Consider the following 16,173-nt stretch of genomic DNA (forward strand, 5'->3'; position numbering starts at 1 on the left):
CCTTGATGCTCGCGAGCATCGGTGCAGCGTAGAACGTGTCGTCGATGGTGCCGTACTTCTTCCAGTCGGGCGACCAGTTCTTGTCGACGTTGGCGGCGGTCTCTTCGCCCGCCTCCTGAACCTCTCCGGTCTCGACCAGGGTCTTCAGAAGACCCGGCTGCGGAACGATCGCGATGTCGGGGGCTGAACCACCGGTGACCTTCGTCACGATGTTGCCCTCGAAGCTCTTGTCACCCGTGTACTCGACCGTGATGCCGGTGTCTTTAGTGAACTTCTCGAAGGTCTTGTTGAGTGCGTCGGCCTCGGTGCCGGTGATGCCACCGGAGATCTTGACGGTCTGGCCCTCGGTCGAACCGGAATCGCTGCCGCTGTCTTCGGCGCAGCCGACGAGGGCGATTCCGAAGATGGCCGCGATGGCGATGGGTGCTGTGATACGGCGATGCAGGGAAACCCGCATTTCTCCTCCTCATTGAGTCGAGAGCAGATCGTCAGGACGGTCGATCTGCCTGCCGGTTGAGTGACCGGACTAGGACGGCCCCACCGCGCGAACAGGCCGCGAGGAGGGCAGGTAGGAAAACCTTTCCATGAGTCCCAATAAATCACAACCTCGTGGGCGTGACGAAGAAATCCCGTAACGATTGGATACCGAGAGCGCTCTCAGAGTTCGGGGCGATCCGGGGTGCGCCGCTATCGTTGGGCTCGGGAATGTGACGGGCACGCTACGATTCTGGAAGCGATTGCAGACGAGGAGGTCGGCCGAGGCAATGTCAGGCATCGAAGACGTCGCGCTTCGAGCGGGGGTGTCGAAGGCAACCGTGTCGCGCGCCCTGAGCGGGCGGGGGTACGTGTCGAGCCTCACGCGGATGCGCGTGGAAACCGCTGCCAGCGAGCTCGGCTATGTGGTGTCATCGAACGCGTCGAGCCTCGTCACCGGCCGCACCAACAATGTGGGCGTCATCATCCCGGTGATCAACCAGTGGTTCTTCGGCAGCATCATCGAGGGCGTCGAGCGCGCACTCATCGACCGCGGCTACGACCTGATGCTCTACAACCTCACGAAGAACACCGAGGCCCGCAGCCGGGTCTTCGAGTACTTTCTCGTTCGCAAGCGCGTCGACGCGATCATCGCCGTCACCCTCGAGATCTCGCCCGAGGAGGCGACCTCGCTGATCGCCCTCGGCAAGCCCATCGCCGGCATCGGCGGACCTCTCGTCGGCATCCCCACGCTGAGCATCGACGACATCGCGGCGGCACGATTCGCGACCGAGCACCTGATCGCCCTGGGGCACAGGAACATCATGCACGTGGGCGGCGACTCTTCCGAGCAGATGGACTTCCACGTGCATTCCAAGCGCCTGCAGGGGTTCATGGACGCCCTCGCGGCCGCGGGGCTCCCGTTCAGAGACGAGTCCTACGTCGCGACGCGCTTCGACATCCAGGGCGGATACGCGGTGGGCAAGCAGATCCTCGGCGATCCTCGCCGACGGCCCACCGCCATCTTCGCCGCGGCCGATGAGGTCGCCATCGGCGTGATCCTGGCCGCTCGCGAGCTCGGCATCTCCGTTCCCGACGACCTTTCGGTGATCGGCATCGACAATCACCCGCTCGCCGACCTGTTCGGGCTCACGTCCATCGCCCAGGAGCCGGCGAAACAGGGCGAACAGGCGGTCGACCTCGTGATCCGCCAGCTCGAGAACTCCGGCTGGGCTCCCGCGAACATCCACACGATCGTGCCCGCCCAGCTCATGATGCGCTCGAGTACGTCGGCACCGCGCCCGGGGCCCCCGCGTTGAGCCCCACGCCCGTCGCGCTCTAGTCGCGTTCTCCTCGGAACGCTCGGCCCGATGAGGCGAGGAACTCGTCGAACGACACGCGCGCCCGGCGCATGCGATCGCCCCTCGCAGCCCCGGTCGTGGGCACGCCGGGCTCAGGGCTTTTCACGCGCAGGCGTTCGGGGCGCCAGCGATTCGGCCACCAGCTGTGGGCGACCGAGAAGGCGAGCAGCAGCCATCCGGGTACGAGAAGCCAGCCGCTCGGGGCTGCGCCGTCGCCGAGAAGCGCGGATGCGACGAGAAGCGCGGCGCCGATCACGGCACCGACGAGGGCGAGCTCCCCGTTGCGGATCCACCAGAACCGCAGGTGACGGCTGATCCGCAGCGGAACGCCGACGACGATCACGAATACGGTGGAGATCGACGCCAGCACGACCGCCGCGACAATGCACAGCAGCAGTGCACCGACCCCGTCGTCGGCATAGCCCGCGGTCACCAGCAGAAGAAACGCTGCGACGGTGAGCGTGGCACCGGTCGCGATGAGCTGGGCGGCCAGTACCCCGAGCTGCGCGGCTCCGCGCGCGACCGGTGGGGCCGCAGCCTTGGCCGTGCCGACGATACGGGCACCGGATGCGCGAAGACCCGCACGGGGCATTCGATCGCGCGCGGGCGGAGCGTCGTGCACTCGTCGGGGAACGTCACCGTAGACGGCGGCCATGACGATTCCTTCCCTCGGGGATATTCAGGGTACACAGCGTCACTGGGAATACAGAAGGCCCCCGCACCGGAGTGCGGGAGCCTTCTTCTGCAGTACTGTGCTCCGAGAACCGGAGCGCGGAACTACTTGAGGGTGACGGTTGCGCCGGCCTCTTCGAGCTGAGCCTTGGCCTTCTCGGCAGCTTCCTTGGTGACGCCCTCGAGGACGGCCTTGGGTGCACTGTCGACGACCGCCTTCGCCTCGCCGAGACCGAGGCTCGTGAGGGCGCGCACCTCCTTGATGACCTGGATCTTCTTTTCACCGGCGGACTCGAGGACGACGTCGAACGCCGTCTGCTCCTCGACCTCGTCGGCAACGGCGGCAGCGCCACCGGCCGCGGCGACCGCGACGGGGGCAGCGGCGGTGACCTCGAAGGTCTCCTCGAACGCCTTGACGAACTCGCTCAGTTCGATGAGCGTGAGCTCCTTGAACGCGTCGAGCAGCTCTGCAGTTGACAGCTTTGCCATGATTTTCTCCTTGTGATTTTCCCCTTCGACAAGCTCAGGGTACGAACTTGTGAAACGGAATTAGTTACTTGACTGCTTCTCGCGCAGCGCATCGACCGTGCGAACGGCCTTCGACAGCGGTGCGTTGAAGAGGTATGCGGCACCGAACAGCGAGGCCTTGAAGGCGCCTGCGAGCTTCGCAAGCAGCACCTCCCGGGATTCGAGGTCGGCGAGCTTCGAGACCTCTTCGGCGGTGAGGGGGTTACCGTCGAAGTAACCGCCCTTCACGACGAGAAGAGGGTTTGCCTTGGCAAAGTCGCGCAGGGACTTCGCAACGGCGACAGGGTCACCGTGAACGAATGCGATGGCGGACGGGCCGGCGAGTTCGTCGTCGAACGACGAGATGCCGGCGTTGTTGGCCGCAATCTTGGTCAGCGTGTTCTTTACCACGGCGTAGCTTGCGTTCTCACGAAGGTTGCCGCGCAGCGTCTTCAGCTGGGCGACCGTGAGACCGCGGTACTCGGTCAGCAGAACGGCGGTCGAGCTCTGGAAAAGTTCCGTGAGCTCGGCAACCGAGGCTTCCTTGTTCGCCATGGCGCTCCTTGTGGTTTCAATGCCGGTAGCCCCCGGTTCACCCCACAAAAAAAGCTCCGGCGCAGGAGGCCGGAGCGAATGCACACGAGTGTGCGTTACTGACGTATTCCTGCGCAGGTCTTCACGGACGTGAACCTTCGATCGCAGCGTCTGCGCTCGAACGAATTCGAATGCGGGCACGGCGATAACCGGCGGTCTTTGGCTTCGCTCACTGTACGTCATGCGTGGAGGCGACGCAACAGCGTCACCGGATCATGCCCCGGTACTACGAGAACACGCCCCCGGTCGGATGCCTGCCGGGGGGCGTCTTCGTAGCGTTGGAACATGACAACTTCGACACTCACCCCGAACGCTCCCGACTCCCCCGACAACACCGCGACGGCCGTCATCGAGCCGGCTCGGAACGCCGCTGCCCCCACCCCGCAGGGCGCATACCCGTCGGTGCGCCCGACCAATGTGCTGGGCGTCGTCACCCTGGTGCTGGGCGTGCTGGGATTCGCGATCATCCCCGTGATCACCGGCCACATCGCCCTCAGTCAGATCAAGCGCACCGGCGAGGAAGGGCGCGGCATCACGATGGCGGGCCTGATCCTCGGCTACATCGGCCTCGCGGGCTACGTGCTCGCCGCGATGTTCTTCTTCGCTGCACTGATTTTCGGAGCCCTCGTCATCCGATAGACGACGTAGGCGACACGGCGGCCATCCGGAGACCACCCGGGCACGTTCGTCGTGCCCTGTCCGCCCACGAACGCATCGATCGTCGTGGTCGTGCCCGTCTCGAGATCGATGAGCTTCAGCTCGACCTCGAGGTTCGGCGGATGGCCCGTCGTTCCCGCCGGATAGCTCAGGTAGAGCACGTGCCGGCCATCGGGCGACGGATGCGGGAACCAGTTCACCCGATCGTCGTGCGTCACGCGCTCCAGCCCAGAGCCGTCGACGCGCATGCGGAACAGCTGCGCGTGGCCCGGGTATTCACGCGCACGCTCGGAATTGAACCAGATCCACTCGCCGTCGGCCGAGAACTCCGCCCCGTCGTCGGCGAACGCGTCATTCGTGAGTTGCGTGTGCGCGCCGCCTGCCACCGGCAGCGTATAGACGTTGGTCACCCACTGGCCGGATGCGTCGAGCCCGCCCCCGACGGCGGCCAGCGTCAGACCGTCTGGCGACACCCCGTGCAGGTAGTATTTGAAGCGCAGCGCCGGGTCGGACGGCCGCGTGATCCTCTGCGCCGGCCCGCCCGCCCACGGGATGCTGTAGAGGTGCCCGTCGCGGGCGGTGACCAGCAGCGTCGAGCCGTCTGGCGAGATCACGTGGTCGTTGTTCACGACGAGCGGCGCCGGCACCTCGATCTGCTCGAGCTCTGCGGGGCCGTCGGCGAGCAGGCGCACGAGACCACCGTCGACGTTCAAGACGAGCCAGTCTCCGCCGGGGTGCCAGTTCGGCGCCTCGACGAGACGCGTGGACGAGCTGAAGGCCACGGTCGCCGAACCCGTGTCGACGTCGAAGATGCGCACCTCGGCGCGCTGGCCTGCACGGAGCGTCAGGAAGGTCATGCCCTCCATTCTGGCGGGCCGACGACCTGGTCGGCTGACGGCTCAGTCGACTCGAGTCGCCGCCTCCCGCATCGGCAGCACGATGCGGAACGCCGTGTCTCCCGGGCGCGAGCTGACCTCGACGCTGCCGCCATGCGCATCCACGACCGCCTCGACGATCGCGAGGCCGAGGCCGGTCGAGGTCGAGCCGGCCCGGCGAAACCGCGAGACGTCGCCGCGCACGAAGCGTTCGAACAGGGTGTCGACCAACACGGGATCGATGCCCGGGCCGTCGTCGGAGACCGTGATGATCGCGCTCGGCGCCCCGGATGCGTCGACGCCCGACGCGAGCGCCACCGTCACTTCGGTGCCCGCGGGCGTGTGCACCCGGGCGTTCGCGAGCAGATTCGACACGACCTGATAGAGCCGCGGCCCGTCTCCGGGCACCTCGAGCGGCTCCTCGGGCAGGTCGAGCACCCACTCGTGGTCGGGGGCGGCGACGTGGGCATCGCTGACGGCATCCACGAGAATGCGGGTGAGGTCGACCGACGCCTTTTCGAGCGACGGCCCCTCGTCGAGCCGGGCGAGCAGCAGCAGGTCTTCGACGAGGCCGGTCATGCGCGTCGCCTCGGACTCGATGCGGCCGAGCGAATGGGCGACGTCGGCGGGCACGGGCAGCTCGAAGTCGCCGCGTCGGGTCAGCTCCGCATAGCCGCGGATCGAGGCGAGGGGCGTTCTGAGCTCGTGGCTGGCGTCGGCCACGAACCGGCGCACCTTGTTCTCGCTCGCCTGCCGCGACGACAGGGCCGAGGCCACGTGAAGGAGCAGCTTGTTGAGCGAGGCGCCCACCCTGCCGACCTCGGTGCGCGGGTCGGTGTCGGCATCCGCAACCCGCTCGGCGAGCGCCACGTCGCCGCGGTCGAGCTGAAGCCGGGTGACCCGGGTCGCGGTCGCGACCACACGGTCGAGGGGCCGCAGGGCGAGTCGGATGAGCACGGTTCCGAGCAGAGCGGCCACGACGAGGCCGCCGACGGTCACGAGAACGGTCACGATCACCAGCCGCGTGACCGTGGCCGTGACGTCGGAGAGCGGAAGCCCCACGACGATTCCGTCGCCCGCGGGCGAGAGATCGAACGCCACCCGGTAGTCGCCGAGCGAGCCGCCGAGGCTCACCGTCTGCGGGTCGTCGGTGACGACCAGCGACGACAGGATCTCGAGCTGCTCGGCCGAGAGCTGCTGCACGACCCCCGCGGAGTCGACGATCGCGGCCCGGTCGACGACGCCCGAGCGCGTGAATCCGCCGAGCGTTCCCGCGGCCTGGCCCGGCCCGCCCACGAACGTCGGATCTGTGCTGCCGCTCGACCCCGAGCCGGATTCGGGTGGCGGCCGGTCGATCGACATGAGCGACCTGTTCGTGGCCGTCTGCAGCTGGGAGTCGAGTCGGCCGAGGAGGAAGCCGTTCAGAGCGAGCGACGAGACCACTCCGATGATGAGCCCGACGAGGGCGATGAGGGCGAGAACGCTCAGGATGAGCCGGTTGCGCAGGGTCATGGATCGCACGGGTGCAGGCCGTCGGCGCTCAGGCCGACTTGAGGATGTAGCCCGCGCCGCGCACTGTGTGGATCATCTGCGGGCGCCCGGCATCCACCTTCTTCCGCAGGTACGAGATGTAGATCTCGACCACGCTGGAGCGCCCGCCGAAGTCGTAGCTCCAGACCCGGTCGAGGATCTGCGCCTTCGACAGCACCCGGCGCGGGTTGCGCATGAGAAATCTGAGGAGTTCGAACTCAGTGGCCGTGAGTTCGATCGGCTCGCCGCCGCGATGCACCTCGTGGCTGTCTTCGTTGAGCACGAGGTCTCCGATCGCGACCTCGGGGTCGAAGGCATCGGTGAGCGTGAGCGTCGAACGCCGGATGAGCCCGCGCAGGCGCGCCACCAGTTCTTCGAGGCTGAACGGCTTGGTCACGTAGTCGTCGCCGCCCGCCGTGAGACCGGCGATGCGGTCGTCGAGCGCATCCTTCGCCGTGAGGAACAGCACCGGGGTCTCCTGCCCGTCTGCGCGCAGTCGCTGCAGCACGGCAAGGCCGTCGAGGTCGGGAAGCATGATGTCGAGCACGATGACGTCGGGCGCGAATTCGCGGGCGATGCGCAGCGCGGTCTGTCCGTCGCCGGCGGTCTTGATGTCCCATCCCTCGTAGCGCAGGGCCATCTGCAGCAGGTCTGTGAGCGTGGCCTCGTCGTCGACGACGAGGGCGCGCACGGGAGAGCCGTCGGCCCGGGTGATCTTGGGCCTGGAGGCGGAAGCGGAGTTCTCGGTCACAAGAAGAGTATCGACGAGATTCCTATGAGGGTCCTATGAGCGTGGCTGCGATCGCCTGTGCGGCGCCAGCACCCTCGCGAACCGCTCCGGTCAGGTTGTGCGCTCCCCCGCGATCCACACGGCCCGGATGTCCCTGGTCGCCGAGATCGTCGTCGTCGGGTCGCCGCCGACGAGCACGAGATCTGCCCGCAGCCCGGGCCGGACGGCCCCGCGGTCGGCGAGCCGGAAGACGCGGGCCGCGAACTCGCCGGCGCCGTGCAGGGCGTCGGCCGGCGACAGTCCCGCGGCGACCAGCCGTTCGAGTTCGTCGTGCAACGACTCTCCGTGCGGCGGCTGCGCGGGGGTGCCGGTCTCGTCGTTCGAATCGGTGCCCACCAGCACCACGTTGCCCGCCCGTACGAATGAGCGCACGGTCGCCTCGGCGAACGAGTAACGCATCCGCAGGTCTTTGACCACGATCGACAGCACGCGGAACATCGGCTTGCCTCCGATGTTCTTCACGACCCCCTGCATCATCGCGAGGGTGGGGATGATGACGGTGCCGCGCTCGGCGAGTTCCTGTTCGAACTCCGCCCCGAGTTCGCTCGTCAGAGCGGCGTGCGTGACGATGTCGAGCCCTGCGCGCACGGCGGTGCGCAGCGTGTCGGCGCTGACGACGTGCGCGATCGTGAGCAGCCCGGCCTTGTGCGCTTCGACGACGACTGCGGCGATGACCTCGGGAGCGAGCGGCTTGGCGCCAGGGACGTGCGGGTCTTCGACCATGATCTTGATGAAGTCGGAGCCGTCGCTGACGCGATCGGCGATGAATCTCGCTGCCTCTTCCGGCCGAGCGAGCGCCGTCGACGGGTCGAAACCCATCTTCGTCACGAACATCGAATCGGGGCCGCTGGCCGGTCTCCCCGCCGTGAACAGACTGGTGGCGCCGTCGAGCTTCTTGAGCGCCATCGTGGCGTCGAAGTGTCTCGCGGCCATGTCGAGCACGGTGGTGACGCCCCAGCGTGCGCAATCGCGCAGGTGCGATTCCGCGCTCACATGCGCATGAGTGTCGATAAAGCCCGGCAGCAGATATTCGCCGGATGCATCCACTCGCTCATCGTCGGCATTCGCGATCGTGCGCTCGGCGATCAGGCCGTTTTCGACGACCACGGTCGTCGGCTCGCTCATGAGGCCGTCGCGGAAGACCCGCACATTCGTGATCGCCGTGCTCGTCGGTCGTCGTAGGGCGGTCATGATCGGACATCCACGTCGTCGAACGGCATCGGTGCAGTGCCGTGCTATATCAGCTATCGTCACACAGGTCATCAGGGTGACGCAATGCGGAACGCCTGATGTGGAATCATGAGCGAACCACACACGAAAGGCGGGATCAGCGTTGCCACCAGAACCCGCCGTACGTTCGGTGAGCGGTCAATCGATCTCCACCGTCGACCTCGTGACCGCCGAGATCCGTCGCGCCGTTCTGACCGGCGCTCTCCCGCCCGGCGAACAATTCTCCATTCGTGAACTCACGCGCCAGCTCGGCGTCAGCCACATCCCGATCCGGGAGGCCCTGCGCCGGCTCGAGTCGCAGGGGCTCATCATTCTGAAGCAGGCCCAGAGTGCCACAGTCGCGTCGCTGACGACCGACGACATGGAATCGATCTACCGGCTCCGACTCACGATCGAACCGCAACTCGCGGCGGATTCGGTCGCTGTGCAGACGCCGGAGGGCTTCGCGCGCCTGAAGGAGTGGCTCGAACTCAGCCGCGACGACGATCCCGAGGTTGCCTGGAAGGGTCACCATGACTTTCACGAGGGTCTCGTTCTGCCGGCGGCATCAGACTGGGACCTGCGCATCCTGAATCTGCTCTGGACTGCGGCCGAACGCTACACGCATCTCGTGTTCGATCCGACGCCGATCGACGAGGCGGAACGGCGGCGGCGCTACGACTCGCACGCGCTGCTGCTGCAGTCGGCGCTCGACGGCGATGCGACCCGTATGCGCGACCTCCTCATCCAGCACTTCACGTTCAACGAAGACGAAATTCGTCTTCGAATCGATGCCCTGGCCCGCATCAGGCCGGCAAGTTCGGCCGGCCCCCGATGAGCTGGGCTATGCGATACGTGACGAAGTCGCCCATGACCAGCGAGGTCACCGTACGCTTGACGCCCTCGATGGCGAGGATGAGGCCGGCGATTCGATAGAGATCGTCGGCGTCTTTCGCCACCACGTGCGCGAGAAGGTCGCCGACGCCCGAGATGCCGTGCACCTGGAGCACCTCCGGTACGGCCTCGAGATCGACGGAGATCAGGGCCAGCCGGCGCTGTTTCACCGTGGTGAACACGAAGGCCTCCAACGGGTAGCCGAGGAAGGCGGGGTCGATGCGCCGTTCGAACGAGCGCAGTGAGCGCTCGCTCTCGTAGCGCGCGAGCCGTGCGCGCACGGTGTTGCGGGCCAGGCCCGTCGTCTCCGCCAACGCCAGGTTGGTGGCATCCGGAGTGTCGGCGAGGGCCCTCAGCAACGCCGCATCGATGTCGTCGGCCGGTCGGGACCATGTCATTGTGCTCACCTCTCTCGCTCCCCCGCGGGGCCGCGATGATCATTATGCTCAATTCAACACCGCCATATTGCGCAGAAACTGAGTCGGGTGCTGCAATGAGCGCATGACCACCATTCCTCTCGCGGCCCCCTCCCCCGCGATCCCGGCGCACGACGACGACGTCTTCGCCGCAGATACCGACAGCGCACTCCGCGACATCGAAAGGCGCGTGCTCTGGCTCGCGACCTCGATCGTGCACCACGCCAACCGGGTGCGGCCGAACGTCTCCGGCATGAAGGTCGGCGGGCACCAAGCCTCGAGCGCCTCGCTCGCCACGATCATGACCTCGCTCTGGTTCGAGCAGCTCACGGCCGACGACCGTGTATCGGTGAAGCCCCACGCCTCGCCCGTGCTGCACGCCATCAACTACCTGCTCGGCACGCTCGACGAGAACTACCTCACCACGTTGCGCGAGTTCGGCGGGCTGCAGAGCTACCCGAGTCGGTCGAAAGATCCGGATGCCGCCGACTACTCGACGGGTTCCGTGGGCATCGGCGCCACCGCTCCCATCTGGGGTGCGATCGCCCGCCGCTACACCGAGACCCTCACCGGAGTTCCCGACCGCGGCCGCCAGTATTCTCTGCTCGGTGACGCCGAGCTCGACGAGGGTGCCATCTGGGAGGCTGTGCTCGACTCGTCGGTGCAGGACCTCGGCGAGATCGTGTGGATCATCGACCTGAACCGGCAGTCGCTGGATCGCGTGGTTCCGAACATCTCGGCGGGCAAGATCGAGAAACTCTTCGACGCCGCGGGATGGCAGGTGCTGACCGTGCGCTTCGGCCGACTGTTGGAGTCGCTGATGAACCGGCCGGGCGGCGACGCCCTGCGCCGCAGGATCGTCGACATGCCCAACGCCGAGTACCAGCGCCTTCTCCGCTGCTCCGGCGCGGAGCTGCACACCCGCCTCCCCGGTGCAGGCGACGACGCAGCAGCCATCGCCGCGCTCTGCGACGGTATCGACGATCACACCCTGCTGGCGGCCATCCGCAATCTCGGCGGCCACGATCTCGCGGCACTCCGCCAGGCCTATGCCGAGATCGACGACTCACGGCCCACCGTCATCATCGCGTACACCATCAAGGGCTACGGCCTGCCCATCGAAGGGCACCCGCAGAACCATTCGTCACTGCTCTCGATAGAGCAGTACGACGCCTTCGCCGAGCAGTCCGGTGAACGCGCGTCTGCACCCTGGTCGCGCTTCGGCCTCGGCACCGACGCCGGCCGGTTGTGCGACGAGGCCGCCGCCCGCCTGGTGCGTCGCGAGATCCCGGCCGCCCGGCCGCCCGTCGTGCCGACCGACCTCGGCCGAACGCCCACGGGGGTGGCCACCACGCAGGCCGCCGTGGGCCGGGCACTCCTCGACCTCACCCGGGCGGCTCCGGATGCGGCGCGCCGCGTCGTCACGGTGAGCCCCGATGTGAGCTCGAGCACGAATCTGGCGGGGTGGATCAACAAGGTGGGCGTCTGGTCGACCGAGGAGCGGCGCGACTGGTTCGATGACGACGCCGAGACGCTCATGCACTGGCGCCAGCGGCCATCCGGTCAGCACATCGAACTCGGCATCGCCGAGGTCAACCTCGTGGGTGTGCTCGGCGAGCTCGGAGCGACGTGGAGCCGCTGGGGCGAGACGCTCTTTCCGATCGGCACCATCTACGACCCGTTCGTCGAACGTGCCCTCGAGCCGTGGTCGTTCGGCATGTACGCGGGCGGCCAGTCCATACTCGTCGGCACCCCCTCGGGAGTCACCCTCGCACCCGAGGGCGGCGCCCACCAGTCGATCACGACCCCGTCGATCGGCCTGGAGCAACCCGAGTGCATCAGCTACGAGCCCGCCTTCGTGGTGGATGTCGAGTGGACGCTGCTGGCGGCGATGGGACAGCTCGGACGGCCGGGCGGCAAATCGGCGTACCTCCGGCTCTCGACGAAGCTCGTCGACCAGAAGCTCGCCGGAGTGCCCGACGACCCCGCAGCCCGCGAGCGCCGGCGGCGACAGGTCGTGGCAGGCGCCTACCTGATCCGGGGCGTCGAGACGCCCCGGGTGAGCCTCGTCACCATGGGCGCGATGGTTCCCGAAACTCTCGACGCTGCGGAGCGGCTCTCCGTGCAGGGTGTCGCCACCGAGGTGATCTGCGTGACGAGCCCCGGGCTGCTGTTCGAAGCCGCCCAGGCCCGCGATGGGCAGGGTGACGCCGCGTCGTGGATTCTCGACCAGGTGTTTCCCGCCGAGCGCTCGGCGCCTATGGTGACCGTTCTCGACGGACACCCGCACACGCTCGCCTTTCTGGCGGGCATCAACCGGGTGCCGAGTCGGCACCTGGGGGTGAGCCGCTTCGGGCAGGCCGGCGATGTCGACGCCGTGTACAGCTATCACGGCATCGACACCGACTCGATCGTGCGAGCGGCCCTCGACGTCACCGCCTGAAATTCAGTCGGCGCTCCCGCGAGCGCCGATCAGGCCGAGAACGTGGCGGATCAGGCCAGCGACTTCACGAAGGCGAGTTGCTCCGCCTGGAACCCTGCGCCCGCGGTGTGGAAGTCGATGCAGTGCCCGCTGCCAGGCACGAGCGCGGCGTCGACCCGGGGCGAGTTCACGAAGGCCGCGGCGAAGTCGGCGACCTGCTGGGCATCCGTGATCCACAGGGCGTCGAACTCCGCCTGGCGGCTGTGCACGGGAACGGCGACCCGCGACGCGACCTCGCGCACGCGCTCGATCCAGGTCGAGGTGATGTCGATGAGCTCGGCGCGGGGAACGGGGGTGTTCGACGGATGGCTCGCGGCCGGCATCTCGCTGTCGTAGCTGCCCTCCGGCCCGAACATCACGCTGTCTTTCACCTGCGTGGGCAGATCGATCAGAGGAATGTCGGGCAACTCCTGCCAGGCCTTGGCCGATTCCGGTGGAACGTCGAGCAGACAGCCTGAGACCGCGATTCCGAGAAGAGGCCACGACGGCCGGTTCGCAGCGATGTCGGTCGCGATCGCGCCTCCGATGGAGTGGGCGATGATCACGATACCGGATGCCCGGTCGGACCACTCCTCCCAGATGCGGCCGATCACGTCGCTCACAACGAGCGCGTTGCTCGCGATTATCGAGTCCGAGGGCTCGAGCATCGTGCTCGCGCCGTAGGCCGGACGATCGAGTGCGATGACCGGGATGCCCTGCTCGTCGGCACGCTCGAGAAGCGAGTGGCCTGGAATGTCGAAGTAGGCCGACGAATAGGTGCCGCCGTGCAGGGCGATCACGAGTGGGCCTCGATTCCCGCCTCCCTCGGCTGCAGTGCGGTTCTGAACGCCGGAGATGGCGACGCCGAGATCGGCACCGTTCTCGGGTGCGGGGCGGGTGATCGGGTGGGCGGGTGTACCTGTGACCATTTCATCTCCATTGATTGTCTGGCTGGGTGGGTGGGTGGCGGTTCGTCTGTCAGGCGGATTGGTAGGCGTCTCTGATGAGAGGCACGAGTGCGAGCGCCGCGTCACGGTCGAGCAGTTGCTGTCGCAGCTGCAGGATGTTGGCGGAGCGATGCTCGGGGGGCACGTCTTCACCCCGAGGCACGATGAGTACGTGAAAATGAGGATAGGACTCCCCGAAGGTCATGAGGTAGGTCGCGGCCGACCCCGTGACGGTCGTGACCGCGGCGATCACCCGCTTCGCCTGGTGGGCGAACGTGTCCAAGCGCTCATTGCTCAAGCCGTTCCAGCCCACGACATGGTCTCGAGCGCGCAGAATCAGCCAGCCGGGCGCCTCGTAGCCGGGCGTGACCTCGCACGCCCACAGGTCGTCGCGAAAGATCACGGCGTCGTCGGGGGCGGTCTCTGAGGCGCAGATCAGGCAATCGGCCTCGGACAGGAATGGGATCATCGATGGACTCGCTATTCGCTATGCTATATCGGCTATCGTTGCACGCTTCCATCCATTGGCACAAGAGCTCGGCTCCTGGGTTCTCTTCGTGCACACTGGGGCGATACAGCGTCTGCCCGTGATGACGCCCTAACCGATGACCCGCAGGAGACAAAGATGTCAACCGTCACCAATCGAGCAACCTCCCGTCCGATCGTTGCGCCGAAACTCCATCACACGACCTTCACCACCCTCCGCCTCGACGAGATGGTGGCCTGGTACGAGAACGCCGTGGGCCTCTACCCCGCGTTCCACGGCGACCAGGCCGCGTGGCTCACCAACGACGAAGCGAACCACCGCATCGCCTTCCTCTCGCCTCCCGGACTGAAGCACCCCGTCGACAAGTCCCACAGCACGGGCGTGCACCACACGGCGTTCGAGTACAACACCTTCGACCAGTGGCTCGACAACTACATCCGCCTGCGCGACCAGGGCATCCTGCCCTTTTTGTGGCTCGACCACGGCATCACGATGTCGGTCTACTACCAAGATCCCGATGGCAACGGCGTCGAGATCCAGGTGGACTGCTTCGGAAACTGGGAGGACTCGAAACAGTGGATCTCCTCCGCCCTCGAGTTCGCCGAGAACCCGATCGGCTCCTGGTTCGATCCCGAGAAGCTCGTGCAGGCTCGCGCTGAGGGCCTGGATTTCGCGGAGATCCACCGGCGCACCCGCGCGGGCGAGTACACCCCCGAGAACATTCCGACCGACATCTTCTTGCCCGAACTGTACTGAACGCCCGTCTCTGTCGACACCGCTGTAAGGGAACCCATGAGAATCGCCAACCTGTCCGGACGCCTGTCGATCGTGGCCGACGGCCGCGCGCTCGATGTCGAGACCGCGAGCGGCGGCGAATTCTCATCCGATCCCCAGGCCGTCTACGAGCGGTGGGATGAGTTCGTCGCGTGGGCGACGGCGGCCGATGCCGGCGCGGCCGTCGCCTACAGCGACGACGACCTCGGCGCTCCGACTCCTCGGCCACGGCAGATCTTCGCCATCGGACTCAATTACCGCGAACACGCCGAAGAGAGCGGATTCGCCATCCCGGAGCATCCGGTCGTCTTTACCAAGTTCCCCAGCAGCATCGGTGGGCCCCGCGTCGACATCGAATTGCCGAGCGACACCATCGACTACGAGGTCGAGCTGGTGGTCGTCATCGGCCGCGAGGCGCACCGCATCTCGGCGGCCGAGGCCTGGAGCCACGTGGCCGGGCTGACGGCCGGCCAAGATGTCAGCGACCGCGCGGTGCAGAGTCGTGGGCCGGCGCCGCAGTTCAACCTGGCGAAGTCGTTCCCGAACTTCTCGCCGATCGGTCCGGTCGTCGTGACTGCCGACGAGTTTGCCGACGCCGACTCCATCCGGGTGCAGACGCTCGTCGAGACCGACGGAAGCGAGGCCGGCGTGCAAGACGGCAACACCGACGACCTGATCTTCACCGTGCCCGATCTGATCTCACGCCTGTCGCAGACACTCACGCTCTACCCCGGCGACCTCATTTTCACAGGCACGCCCTCCGGCGTGGGCCTCGGCAAGAAACCCCCGGTCTACCTCCGCCGCGGGCAGACGCTCATCACCCGCATCGAGGGTGTCGGCGAACTCCGCAACCGGCTCGTCTGACGAGGCTCGGTGGCGGGGCGTAACCTCGGCCCGGTGAAAGTGGACCAGAGCCGAGGACCCCGCGTCGCGATGATGTGCGGGCCAGGCGGTGCAGGAAAGACCACCTACGCCCGGCGCCTGGAGCGCGAGGGCTGGACGCGCCTGTCGTTCGAGGTGGAGTTCTGGGAACGCGGAATCTCGACTGTGCCCTCCGCCGACGTGGTCGCCGAGGTGGCCGCCGACTTGCGGCAGCGTATGCTTCGCCAGGTCGCGGAGGGCAACGATGTCGTGCTCGACTTCGGATTCTGGTTCCGGCGACAACGCGACGAGTTCCGCGCACTGGTGGCACCCCTGGGCATCGTGCCCGTGACCGTGTACGTCGCGACGAGTCTGGAGACCATACTGAGCCGGGTCGGCGACCGACACGGCAGGTGGGCCGACGATTGGCCGCTCACCGAGCAGACGGCGACTGAATACTTTGGGAGGTTCGAGCCGCCCACGCCCGAGGAGGGACCGCTCGAGATGGTCCGCCCGGCCGATCAGAAGGGGTAGCGACCGGGCTCGCTGCTCATCGTCGTCAGACGCACCTCGGTGAAGTCCTCCACCGCGTAGTGTCCGGAACGGCCCCATCCGCTGTCTTTCACCCCGCCGACGGGCAGCGCCGCCTCGCTGGCCATGGTGG

General features: G+C 67.0%; 18 protein-coding genes. 7 read left to right on the forward strand and 11 right to left on the reverse strand.

The window, feature by feature from the left end; all coding sequences use genetic code 11:
* Nucleotides 1–457, reverse strand: a 457-nt coding sequence (locus ACE5CZ_RS10560; protein ID WP_374947288.1) for an extracellular solute-binding protein, incomplete at its 3' end; no start/stop codon positions are given.
* Between the two features lie 307 nt (nt 458–764).
* Between ACE5CZ_RS10560 and ACE5CZ_RS10565 the strand changes: the two genes are divergently transcribed.
* The gene (locus ACE5CZ_RS10565) at nt 765–1,793 is read left to right on the forward strand and encodes a LacI family DNA-binding transcriptional regulator (protein WP_374947289.1); all 1,029 of its coding nucleotides are present in this window, start codon (nt 765–767) and stop codon (nt 1,791–1,793) included.
* Between the two features lie 19 nt (nt 1,794–1,812).
* Here the strand turns inward: ACE5CZ_RS10565 and ACE5CZ_RS10570 are convergent, their stop codons facing one another.
* From ACE5CZ_RS10570 to rplJ, 3 genes are all read right to left on the reverse strand, one after another.
* The gene (locus tag ACE5CZ_RS10570; protein ID WP_374947290.1) at nt 1,813–2,490 is read right to left on the reverse strand and encodes a hypothetical protein; all 678 of its coding nucleotides are present in this window, start codon (nt 2,488–2,490) and stop codon (nt 1,813–1,815) included.
* A gap of 122 nt (nt 2,491–2,612) precedes the next feature.
* A complete protein-coding gene (gene rplL, locus ACE5CZ_RS10575) occupies nt 2,613–2,996 on the reverse strand; it encodes a 50S ribosomal protein L7/L12 (RefSeq protein WP_374947291.1) in 384 nt (127 codons plus the stop codon).
* 60 nt (nt 2,997–3,056) lie between these two features.
* Entirely contained in the window at nt 3,057–3,569 is a 513-nt protein-coding gene (gene rplJ / locus ACE5CZ_RS10580; protein WP_374947292.1) for a 50S ribosomal protein L10, read from the reverse strand.
* Nucleotides 3,570–3,893: 324 nt separating this feature from the next.
* Here rplJ and ACE5CZ_RS10585 point away from each other — a divergent pair, with 324 nt between their 5' ends.
* Nucleotides 3,894–4,247 (forward strand): DUF4190 domain-containing protein, encoded by a 354-nt coding sequence (locus tag ACE5CZ_RS10585; protein WP_374947293.1) that lies wholly within the window; start codon nt 3,894–3,896, stop codon nt 4,245–4,247.
* Here the strand turns inward: ACE5CZ_RS10585 and ACE5CZ_RS10590 are convergent.
* From ACE5CZ_RS10590 to ACE5CZ_RS10605, 4 genes are all read right to left on the reverse strand, one after another.
* On the reverse strand, nt 4,184–5,122 hold the full coding sequence (locus tag ACE5CZ_RS10590; protein WP_374947294.1) for a biopolymer transporter Tol: 939 nt from the start codon (nt 5,120–5,122) through the stop codon (nt 4,184–4,186). The two genes, ACE5CZ_RS10585 and ACE5CZ_RS10590, sit on opposite strands and share 64 nt — an antisense overlap.
* A gap of 42 nt (nt 5,123–5,164) precedes the next feature.
* Nucleotides 5,165–6,652 carry a sensor histidine kinase gene (locus tag ACE5CZ_RS10595; RefSeq protein WP_374947295.1) on the reverse strand — a complete coding sequence of 496 codons (1,488 nt, stop codon included), beginning with the start codon at nt 6,650–6,652 and terminating at the stop codon, nt 5,165–5,167.
* A 28-nt stretch (nt 6,653–6,680) separates the two neighbouring features.
* Nucleotides 6,681–7,421, reverse strand: a complete 741-nt coding sequence (locus tag ACE5CZ_RS10600) for a response regulator transcription factor (protein ID WP_374947296.1) — start codon at nt 7,419–7,421, stop codon at nt 6,681–6,683.
* A 90-nt stretch (nt 7,422–7,511) separates the two neighbouring features.
* Entirely contained in the window at nt 7,512–8,651 is a 1,140-nt protein-coding gene (locus ACE5CZ_RS10605) for an amidohydrolase family protein (protein ID WP_374947297.1), read from the reverse strand.
* A gap of 202 nt (nt 8,652–8,853) precedes the next feature.
* Between ACE5CZ_RS10605 and ACE5CZ_RS10610 the strand changes: the two genes are divergently transcribed.
* Nucleotides 8,854–9,507 (forward strand): GntR family transcriptional regulator, encoded by a 654-nt coding sequence (locus tag ACE5CZ_RS10610; protein WP_374947298.1) that lies wholly within the window; start codon nt 8,854–8,856, stop codon nt 9,505–9,507.
* Here ACE5CZ_RS10610 and ACE5CZ_RS10615 read toward each other — a convergent pair.
* A complete protein-coding gene (locus ACE5CZ_RS10615; RefSeq protein WP_374947299.1) occupies nt 9,476–9,961 on the reverse strand; it encodes an Lrp/AsnC family transcriptional regulator in 486 nt (161 codons plus the stop codon). The two genes, ACE5CZ_RS10610 and ACE5CZ_RS10615, sit on opposite strands and share 32 nt — an antisense overlap.
* A gap of 103 nt (nt 9,962–10,064) precedes the next feature.
* Between ACE5CZ_RS10615 and ACE5CZ_RS10620 the strand changes: the two genes are divergently transcribed.
* On the forward strand, nt 10,065–12,422 hold the full coding sequence (locus ACE5CZ_RS10620) for a pyruvate dehydrogenase (RefSeq protein ID WP_374947300.1): 2,358 nt from the start codon (nt 10,065–10,067) through the stop codon (nt 12,420–12,422).
* Between the two features lie 50 nt (nt 12,423–12,472).
* On the opposite strand, the gene ACE5CZ_RS10625 is transcribed toward ACE5CZ_RS10620, so the two are convergent.
* Both ACE5CZ_RS10625 and ACE5CZ_RS10630 read right to left on the reverse strand, forming a co-directional pair.
* Nucleotides 12,473–13,369, reverse strand: a complete 897-nt coding sequence (locus tag ACE5CZ_RS10625) for an alpha/beta hydrolase (RefSeq protein ID WP_374947301.1) — start codon at nt 13,367–13,369, stop codon at nt 12,473–12,475.
* A 49-nt stretch (nt 13,370–13,418) separates the two neighbouring features.
* Complete coding sequence (locus ACE5CZ_RS10630) at nt 13,419–13,856, reverse strand: hypothetical protein (RefSeq protein WP_374947302.1); 438 nt, start codon at nt 13,854–13,856, stop codon at nt 13,419–13,421.
* A gap of 156 nt (nt 13,857–14,012) precedes the next feature.
* Between ACE5CZ_RS10630 and ACE5CZ_RS10635 the strand changes: the two genes are divergently transcribed.
* The 3 genes from ACE5CZ_RS10635 to ACE5CZ_RS10645 are packed head-to-tail and all read left to right on the forward strand — an operon-like array spanning nt 14,013 to nt 16,043.
* Nucleotides 14,013–14,630 (forward strand): VOC family protein, encoded by a 618-nt coding sequence (locus ACE5CZ_RS10635; protein ID WP_374947303.1) that lies wholly within the window; start codon nt 14,013–14,015, stop codon nt 14,628–14,630.
* Nucleotides 14,631–14,666: 36 nt separating this feature from the next.
* Nucleotides 14,667–15,512: a fumarylacetoacetate hydrolase family protein gene (locus ACE5CZ_RS10640; RefSeq protein ID WP_374947304.1), complete on the forward strand. Its 846-nt coding sequence runs from the start codon at nt 14,667–14,669 to the stop codon at nt 15,510–15,512.
* Between the two features lie 33 nt (nt 15,513–15,545).
* The gene (locus ACE5CZ_RS10645) at nt 15,546–16,043 is read left to right on the forward strand and encodes an AAA family ATPase (protein WP_374947305.1); all 498 of its coding nucleotides are present in this window, start codon (nt 15,546–15,548) and stop codon (nt 16,041–16,043) included.
* Nucleotides 16,044–16,173: the final 130 nt, after the last annotated feature.

The organism is Agreia sp., from assembly GCF_964263775.1.
Taxonomy (GTDB): Bacteria; Actinomycetota; Actinomycetes; order Actinomycetales; family Microbacteriaceae; genus Agreia.